The sequence below is a fragment of the Streptomyces swartbergensis genome (assembly GCF_002148965.1).
Classification (GTDB): domain Bacteria; phylum Actinomycetota; class Actinomycetes; order Streptomycetales; family Streptomycetaceae; genus Streptomyces; species Streptomyces swartbergensis.
Genome location: NZ_NGFN01000374.1, coordinates 1 through 8253, shown reverse-complemented (window position 1 = coordinate 8253; position 8253 = coordinate 1). Strand labels below are relative to the sequence as shown.

The following is an 8253-nucleotide window of genomic DNA, read 5'->3' as shown; positions in this document are numbered from 1 at the left end:
GTCTGATTCCCCCGTGTCCTCGCCCAGCGCCCGCCGCAACGCCGTCAGCTCCACCGGATCCCCGAGCCGCGTTCCCGTGCCGTGCGCCTCCACGTACGAGATCGTCGATGCGGGCACCTCCGCCCTGCGCAGGGCCTGCCGTACGACCTCGGCCTGTCCCTCGACACCGGGCGCGCTGAAGCCGACCTTGGCGGCGCCGTCGTTGTTGACCGCGGAGCCCAGGATCACCGCGTGCACGGTGTCGCCGTCGGCCAGCGCCCGGTCGAGGCGCTTGAGCAGGACGGCGGCCACGCCGTTGCCGCCGACGGTGCCGTCGGCCTCCGCGTCGAAGGCGCGGCAGCGTCCGGTGGGGGACAGGATCGACCCGGGGTGGCTGTGATAGCCGGTCTCCTGGGGCAGGTGCACGGCCGCGGCGCCCGCCAGCGCCAGGTCCGCCTCCCCGGTGAGCAGCGCCTGGACCGCGAGGTGCACCGCGACCAGGGAGGTGGAACAGGCCGTCTGCACACCGATCGCCGGGCCGGTGAGGCCGAGCCGGTAGGCGACGCGGGTGGCGAGGAAGTCCGGCTCCTGGCCGATGGCCGACTGCATGCCGGCGGCCGGGTCCGACGGGTCGTACGGCGAGCCGGTCGCGGGCTGCTGCTGGTGGTCGTAGAGGTTCATGCCCGACCCGGCGAACACCCCCACCCGGACGCCGGGCGCGGTCGCCGCGTGGCCGCCGTCCTCCAGGGCCTGGTGGCAGCACTCCAGGAACAGCCGGTGCGCGGGATGCGTCAGCCCGGCCTCCTTGGGGCTCATCCCGAAGAAGTCCGCGTCGAAGTCCTCCACGCCGTCGAGGATCCCGGCGGCGGGCACGAGGCCGGGCGCGCGGCGCTGCTCCGGCGACAGGCCCGCCGCCGCGAGCTCCCGCTCGCCGAAGACCCGGACGCTGTCGACGCCGCCGCGCAGATTGGCCCAGAACTCCTCGACCGAGTTCGCCCCGGGGAAGCGCAGCGACAGCCCGATGACGGCGACGCGGCGCTCGGGGGAGTCGGTGCGGGAGGTGCTCCCGTCGGTCACCGTCTCGGGCCCGGCCCCGGCCCCGGCTCCGGCCCCGGCTCCGGCCCCGGCTCCTGCCGCCGGTCCGCTCGCGAGGTGTGCCGCGAGTGCCGTGGCCGTCGGGTGCTCGAAGAACGCGGTCTGGGCGACCGGCATCCCGAGGCGGTCCGCCAGCCGGTTCCGCAGGCGCACCAGCAGCACGGACGTCAGGCCGAGTTCATAGAACGGCACGTCCGCGTCGGCCGGGCGGCCCAGTAGGGCGCTCAGTTCCTCCCGGACGGCCCGGGTCACGGCCTCCGCGTCCGCCGGGGCGGACGGTGCCGGAGCCGGGGCGGCGTCGAAGCCACCGGCGATGAGGCGGCTCTGGAGTTCCGCGCGGCGCACCTTGCCCGCCGGCGTCCGCGGGAACTCGCCCGCCGGGACGGGCAGGACGTACGCGGCGGTGAGCCTGAGGCGGGTGAACAGCGCCGCCTTCACCTCGGCGGCGATCCGCAGGTCCTCGGCGGCGCCGCGGCTGACGAAGAACACGGCGAGGTCCTCTGTGCCCCGCTCCGGGTGCGGGATGCCGCAGGCGGCGACCTCCCCCTGCCGGACGCCGTCGACGGCGGTGGCGGTCTCCTCCACCTCGTGGCAGTAGACGTTGTGGCCGTTGAGGATGATCACGTCCTTGCGGCGACCCGTGATGACGACCTGGCCGCCGTCGAGGAACGCCAGGTCGCCGGTGTCGAGCCAGTCGCGTCCGGCGGGGTAGGCGGCGGCGTCCGCCTCGGGGTTGTTCACGTAGCCGGGGGTGAGCCGCGCGGCCGAGTGGACCTGGAGCCTGCCGATGCGGCCCGGCAGGGCCAGGTCGCCGCTGTCGTCGACGATGCGCAGGGTGACGCCGTGCGCGGGCGAGCCGCAGGCGACGAACGTGACGCACTCGGCGTCCGGGGTGTCCTCGCCGGCCCGCACCAGGTCGCCGCCCAGGCTGTTCTTGAGCAGGCGGTGCACGGTGCCCGGCCGGTCCAGCCGGCCGTAGGTGACGGCCGTGACCGTCTCGGCCATGCCCCACACCGGGGCGATGTGCTCCTCGCGCACGCCGTACGGGGCCGTCGCGTCGAGGAAGCGGCGCAGCACCGGCAGTACGACCCGCTCGCCCCCGCACACCAGCGACTTGAGGCCGCTCAGGTCCCAGGGGCGGCCGGCCCGCTCGGCGAGCGCGTCCGCGACCAGCCGGTAGGCGAAGGTCGGTGCCCAGCCGTGCTGCGCCCGGTGTTCGTGGAGGAGGTCGAGCCAGCGCAGCGGGTCGGCGAGCACCCGCTCGGTGGGCGCGTGGACGTTGGTGCAGCCGGTGAAGACCGCGAGCAGGTGGTAGAGCAGGAAGGCGCCGCTGTGGTCGACGGGCAGCCAGTTCACCATCGTGTCGTCCGGGCGGACGTCGAGGATCCGCCTGCTGCTCGCCGCGAAGTCCGCGAGCCCGGCGTGCGTCAGACGGGCGGCCTTCGGGACTCCGGTGCTGCCGGAGGACAGGATCAGCAGGGCCGTGTCGGACGGGTCCGGCTCGACGAGGTCGTCGTGGCCGTCCGCGGGCGGCGCGTCCAGGCATGCCGCGGCGAGGGCGACGCGCGGTGCGGGCGTGGCGCGGGCGAGGGCCGCCGCGCCGGGAGCGTCGGTCAGGACCAGCGGCCGGTCGAGCAACATGCAGGCCTGCCGTAAGCGTTCGAAGGCCGGGGAGCCCGGTGCGGGGTGCTCGGCGATGGCCACGGGTAAGGCACCGCCGAGGACACAGGCCCAGAAGGCGGGGAAGAACTCGGCCAGCGGCAGCCCGCACAGCACCACCGTGTCGCCGCGCCGCAGTCCGTGCGCCCRCAGGCCGGTGAGCATACGGCGTGCCGCGTCCAGCAGTTCGGGATACGACCGTGAGCTCGTCGTGCCGTCGGCCGCGACAGTGACGACGGCTCCGCCGGGAGCGGACCGGGCGGCGCCCAGCAGCGCCCGCACGGCGTCGACCGGATCCCCCTCCGTGCGCTCGGGTTCAGGACCCCGGCAACTGGCTTGCCCCCGTGGACGTTCCATGCGCGTGCTCTCCCTTTTCTTCGCCGGCCGGCGAGTGGTTCTCGTCGGTGGGTGGGCGGTTGTCGCCGGTGGACGGGTGGTTGTCGTCGGCGGATCGGTGGTTCTGGCCGGTGGACGGGTGGTTCTGGCCGGTGGACGGGTGGTTGTCGTCGGCGGATCGGCGGTTCTCCCCGGTGGACGGGTGGTTGTCGCCGGTGGATGGGTGGATGTCGGCGGCGGACGGGCGGTTGTCGGCGGCGGACGAGTGGGCGTCACCGTCCGCCGGGCCCGGTCGGCCCGTGCCGCCCCGGCCCGCCGTGAACAGCAGCAGCGCCAGCGCCCCGCACACCGCCGCCCCGTGGAAGGCGCCCACGACGGCCAGTGCGGGCAGCGCCTCCAGGGCGGCCGCCGCGGCCATCGTGCCCAGGGCGAATCCGGACTGCTCGGCGGTGGCGGACAGGCCGAACAGGCGGCTGCGCTGCCGGTCGGGGGCCGCCTGGAGGCGCGAGGTGTAGACGATCTCGGTCCAGCCGTCCGCGAACCCCGCCGCCACGGCCGCCGCCATCAGGGCCGGGGCGGGCAGCCCGGTGAACGCCGCCACGAAACAGAACGACATCGCGCAGGTGCCCACCGCGAACGCGCGCTCGCCCCAGGACGCCCCGTGCGACCGGCGTTTGAGAACCTGGTGGGCGAGCAGGGTGCCCACGGCCCACGCCGACCAGAACCGGGTCATGAACACCGCCGGATCGGACGGCTCGGCCGCGTGCGCCGCCAGCGGCAGCGCGACATTGTGCGACGCGGACGCCAGCGCGTCGAGCCCCCGCAGCGCGATCATGCCGAGCAACGCTCCGGCGAGGCCCGCCACACGGAGCCGCGGCCGCTTGCCACGCGCCGGCGAGGACCCGGCGTCGGCCCGTTCCTCCCCGGACACGTCACACGGTTCGTCACACGGTTCGTCACACGGTTCGTCGTCCGTGCGCGGCCGGAGCACCAGCACGGCCCCGGCCGACACCGCGAAGCTCGCGGCATTGACGGCGAAGGCGACACCGAAACCGCCGAGGGCGATGACCGGCGCGGCCGACGCGAAACCCAGCACCGTGGCGACGGAACGGGCCGTGACCAGCACGCCGTTCGCCCGGGCGCGGCCGTCCTGCCCGACCATGACGGGCACCGCGCTGCGCAGGGCGACGTTGAAGAAGGTGTTGCCCGCGCCGAGCACGACCACCGCCCCGAGCAGCACCCACAGCGGTGTGTCCGACGCCTGGAGCGCGAGCACGACCATGGCGAGGGTCTGGGCGAGGTCCGTGACCACCATGACGGTCCGGCGCGTGAACCTGGCGGTCAGCGCCCCGGCGGCGAGGCCCGCCGTGACACCGGACAGCAGCCGTACGGCCATCACGACGCCCACGCCCAGGGCGGTGCCCGTGACCTCGTACGAGAACAGGCTGAGCGCGATGAGATTCAGGTAGGTCCCGTACGCCGACACGGCATGCGCGACCACCACGGCACGAAACCGCCACTCCACCCCCGTCACCGGACTCCTCAACCTGGTTGGGCCAGGGTCGGCCGCTCGGCGCTTTTCACCGCAGCGTAACCCGAGGGGGAAAGGTGAACGGGCGCTTGTGCGTTATTCGATGATCAGAGCGACGGACGCGGAACCTCCGCTTGTGCCGGCAGTGCCGTGGACCGGCGTGTCACCCGATCCAGATGCCCGGCGAAGACCTCCCGCGCCTCCGGCGTCAGGGACCGCAGTGCCATCAGTGCCGTGATGACGACATCGCACAGTTCCGCCTGCACGTCGTCCCAGGTGTGCGTCACGCCCTTGCGCGGGTTCTGGCCGGTCGCGCCGATGACCGCCTCGGCGACCTCGCCGACCTCCTCGGACAGTTTCAGGATGCGCAGCAGCACGCCCTCGCGGCCCTCGACCGGGCGGTGGGTGTCGAGCCACTCGGACAGGGTGTCGATGGTGGCCCACAGGTCGGGCTCGGGCCGCGTGTGATCACTCATGGGCGGCAGCCTGCCACGAGGGTCTGACAGCGCCCCTGCCGCTGCTACTCCATGAACTCCTCTTCGAACAGCGCGTCCTGCTCGCCCTCCTTCGCCTTCCGCAGCCGCCGGGCGCGCGCCCCCACGACCAGCGCCGTGCCCGCCGCCGTCGCCGCGAACGCCGCCGGAATCATCCAGCCCCGGTTCACCGCGTGCCCGAGCGCGTGGTCCAGGGAGAGCCTTCCCGGGCCGGTGACGGCCAGGCCGGCGGCCGTGAGGCCCAGCGTCGCCGCGTACTCGTAGCCGCCGCCCTGGTTGAAGAAGCCGTTCGGCGTGTGCACCGCGGCCGCACCGGCCATCGCACCGGCCGCCGCGGCACCGGCCGCCGGTGTGGCGAGGCCCAGGGCCAGCAGCGCGCCACCGCCGGTCTCGGCGAGGCCCGCCGCCGTGGCGCTCGTCCTGCCGGGGGTGTAGCCGACGGACTCCATGAACTGGCCGGTCCCCTCGATGCCGTGCCCGCCGAACCAGCCGAACAGCTTCTGCGTGCCGTGCGCGGCCAGCACACCGCCCGTCCCCAGCCGAAGCAGCAGCAGGCCCAGATCACGTCGGTCGTAACGCCTCACGTCGTCTCCCGGAGCAGACAGCAGGAACAGAACACTCCCCGTCGCGTTTCCACCGTCGCACCCCTGACACCCCCCGGACCCGCCCGGGACGCCGTTCGGGTGGCACGGGTGGCGTGGCGGGGCGGCCGGTACGAGGCTGACCGGCATGACGATTCAGACCACGCGACTCAGCGATCCGGCCGTCCGCGCCTTCGTGGCCGCCGTGAACAACCACGACCGTGAGGCCTTCATGGCGCTCCTCGCACCGGGCGCGACCATGGCGGACGACGGCTCCGACCGCGACCTCGCCGACTGGGTCGACCGGGAGATCTTCTCCTCCCACGGTCACCTGGAGGTCGACAACGAGTCCAACGGCGGCCGCGCCCTCATCGCCCGCTACAGCAACGACACCTGGGGCGAGATGCGCACCCGGTGGAGCTTCACCGTGGACGACGACGGCCGGATCTCCCGCTTCGAGACCGGGCAGGCCTGAAAAACCGCACTCCGCCGGGGCTTGTGTTCGCGTGCGCTCCAACTCCTAGCATCCCCGGGCATGGAAACCACACGGACGCTGGGACGCAGCGGCATCGAGGTGAGCGCCCTCGGCTTCGGCTGCTGGGCCATCGGCGGCGAATGGCAGGGGCCCGACGGACAGCCGCTCGGCTGGGGCAGGGTCGACGACGAGGAGTCGGTCCGGGCGGTGCGGCGCGCCCTCGACCTGGGCGTCACCTTCTTCGACACCGCCGACACCTACGGCGCCGGACACAGCGAACGGGTACTGGGCCGGGCCCTCGGCAAGCGCAGGGCCGACGCCGTCGTCGCCACCAAGTGGGGCAACGTGTTCGACGAGGACACCCGGACCCTCACCGGCAGCGACGCCTCCCCGGCCTACCTGCGCCGCGCCCTGACCGCGTCCCTGCGCCGGCTCGGCACCGACTACGTCGATCTCTACCAGTTCCACCTCTCCGACGCGGACACCGAGCAGGCCGCCCTGCTCCGGGACGCGTGCGAGGAGCTGGTCCGCGAGGGGCTGATACGGGCCTACGCGTGGAGCACCGACGACCCCGCCCGCGCCGCCGTGTTCGCCGAGGGGCCGCACTGCGCCGCCGTCCAGCACGCCCTCAACGTTCTGCAGGACGCGCCCGCGATGATCCGGCTGTGCGAGGAGGCCGGACTCGCGAGCGTCAACCGCAGTCCGCTCGCCATGGGGCTGCTCGCCGGGAAACGCCGGGAGGGGCAGCCGTTGGAGGCCGGTGACATCCGCAGCAGGCCCCCGGCCTGGCTCCAGGGTTTCGGTGACGGATCCGGCGCCGACCCGGAGTGGCTCGCCCGCGTCGACGCCGTCAGGGACGTCCTCACCAGCGAGGGCCGCACGCTCGGCCAGGGCGCCCTGGCCTGGTTGTGGGCGCGCAGCCCGCGCACGATTCCCATCCCGGGCTTCCGGTCGGTCGCCCAGGCGGAGGAGAACGCGGCGGCGCTGGAGAAGGGGGCACTGACCGGCGCGCAGCTGACCGAGGTCGACCGGCTGCTCGGGCGGTGATCCTTGCGGGACCTTGGGCCAGTCTTTGAACGTTCCGTGCACGCCGGCGCGGTTCCGCTTCGTACCGTCGCGGGATGCGTGACTCAGCCGGGCTGTCCAGACGTTCCCTGCTCGCCCTGGCCGTGGCCGCCCCGGTTACCGCCGTGGCCGCCCCGGTGACCGCCGCGGCCCCGGCCCGGGTGGCCGGCCCCGTGCTCGGCGGCGACCGCCTCGCCGGTGACGCGGTGCAGGTGGGCAGCACCACCGGACTGCCCCGGAGGCTCACCGCCCGGTCCTGGCTCGTCGCCGATCAGGACAGCGGCGACGTGCTGGCCGCCTACCGGGCGCACCGGCGGCTGCCGCCCGCGTCCACGCTGAAGATGCTGTTCGCCGACACGCTGCTCGACCGGTTCCCGCCCGGCACCCGGCACACCGTCACCGCCGCCGACCTCGCCGGGATCCCGGCGGGCTCCAGCCTCGTCGGCATGCGGGCCGGGACGACGTACACCGTCGAGCAGCTCTGGCAGGGCGTCTTCCTGCGCTCGGGGAACGACGCCGTGCACGTCCTCGCCCATATGAACGGCGGTGTGGCGAGGACCGTCGCCGAGATGCGGTCCAAGGCGCGGGACCTGCAGGCCCTGGACACGCACGTGGTCAGCCCGGACGGCTTCGACCACCCGGGGCAGCTGTCCTCGGCGTACGACCTGACGCTGTTCGCCCGGCACGGGCTGCGCGACCCCGGCTTCCGCGCCTACTGCCGCACGAGAACGGCCGACTTCCCGGCCGGGGGCGGGAAGACCTTCCAGATCCAGAACACCGACCGGCTGCTGGGCGGGGCGTGGGGCCTGCGGGCGTATCCGGGGATGATCGGTGTGAAGAACGGCTACACGACCGACGCCGGCAACACCTTCACCGGCGCCGCCACACGGGCCGGGCGCACCCTGCTCGTCACCGTCATGCACCCCGGCGACAGCGCCGACGCCGTCTACGAGGAGGCCGCCGCCCTGCTCGACTGGGGTTTCGCGCACGGGGCGTCGGCACGGGCGGTGGGCACGCTGGTCGAGCCGGTGAGCGCGG

Annotated in this window: 7 protein-coding genes; 3 read left to right on the top strand and 4 right to left on the bottom strand. The window is 74.1% G+C overall.

All coding sequences use genetic code 11. The features are described 5' to 3' along the window. From CA983_RS36945 to CA983_RS36930, 4 genes are all read right to left on the bottom strand, one after another. Window positions 1–3090: beta-ketoacyl synthase N-terminal-like domain-containing protein (locus CA983_RS36945; protein WP_143645660.1), on the bottom strand; the 3090-nt coding region annotated here is incomplete at its 3' end. Then, complete coding sequence (locus CA983_RS36940; RefSeq protein ID WP_244207248.1) at window positions 3050–4603, bottom strand: MFS transporter; 1554 nt, start codon at window positions 4601–4603, stop codon at window positions 3050–3052. The genes CA983_RS36940 and CA983_RS36945, both read right to left, overlap by 41 nt. A 104-nt stretch (window positions 4604–4707) precedes the next feature. Further along, window positions 4708–5076, bottom strand: coding sequence for a MazG-like family protein (locus CA983_RS36935; protein WP_086605105.1), 369 nt, complete (start codon window positions 5074–5076; stop codon window positions 4708–4710). Between the two features lie 44 nt (window positions 5077–5120). Further along, entirely contained in the window at window positions 5121–5678 is a 558-nt protein-coding gene (locus tag CA983_RS36930) for a DoxX family protein (protein ID WP_086605104.1), read from the bottom strand. Between the two features lie 145 nt (window positions 5679–5823). Here CA983_RS36930 and CA983_RS36925 point away from each other — a divergent pair, with 145 nt between their 5' ends. The 3 genes from CA983_RS36925 to CA983_RS36915 form a co-directional block, all read left to right on the top strand. Then, on the top strand, window positions 5824–6150 hold the full coding sequence (locus tag CA983_RS36925) for a hypothetical protein (RefSeq protein ID WP_059416436.1): 327 nt from the start codon (window positions 5824–5826) through the stop codon (window positions 6148–6150). A 60-nt stretch (window positions 6151–6210) separates the two neighbouring features. Continuing rightward, on the top strand, window positions 6211–7197 hold the full coding sequence (locus tag CA983_RS36920; protein WP_086605103.1) for an aldo/keto reductase: 987 nt from the start codon (window positions 6211–6213) through the stop codon (window positions 7195–7197). Window positions 7198–7271: 74 nt separating this feature from the next. Next, the coding region (locus CA983_RS36915) for a D-alanyl-D-alanine carboxypeptidase family protein (RefSeq protein ID WP_107500324.1) at window positions 7272–8253 on the top strand (982 nt) is incomplete at its 3' end.

Bases quoted from the DNA above. Each gene is read 5' to 3' on its own strand.
- CA983_RS36935 (WP_086605105.1), bottom strand. From the start codon at position 5,076: ATGAGTGATCACACGCGGCCCGAGCCCGACCTGTGGGCCACCATCGAC.
- CA983_RS36925 (WP_059416436.1), top strand. From the start codon at position 5,824: ATGACGATTCAGACCACGCGACTCAGCGATCCGGCCGTCCGCGCCTTC.
- CA983_RS36920 (WP_086605103.1), top strand. From the start codon at position 6,211: ATGGAAACCACACGGACGCTGGGACGCAGCGGCATCGAGGTGAGCGCC.